Genomic DNA, 239 nt, shown 5'->3' with positions numbered 1-239 from the left:
CCCCCCCCCCCCCTCCCCTCTCCAAACGAAGACCCCTCCCCCCCCGATTACTACGTTTCTTGTGGGCTTGGAGATGTGGAGAAGAGCCAGGACCACCCGCTTGCCCGCCCTCGCGAGCTCGCGACGCAGGACTGGATGGGGTCGGCCCCTGTCTCTTCTCCACACCTGACGCTGCCGACGACGGAGAGAGTGTAGATTTCGGTGGTTGCCGTATCCCTCAAAAAGAGGGGGGGGGGGGG

General features: G+C 65.3%; 1 protein-coding gene. It reads left to right on the top strand.

Annotated features, from left to right (window positions below):
- The coding region (locus tag ACPYOM_RS23750; RefSeq protein WP_481347868.1) for a hypothetical protein at positions 1-195 on the top strand (195 nt) is incomplete at its 5' end.
- Positions 196-239 lie beyond the last annotated feature (44 nt).

The sequence above is a fragment of the Monashia sp. HAY1-2A genome (genome assembly GCF_056755315.1).
Note: the sequence above shows the minus strand (reverse complement) of the source record. Positions and strands in the feature narration are given on the sequence as shown.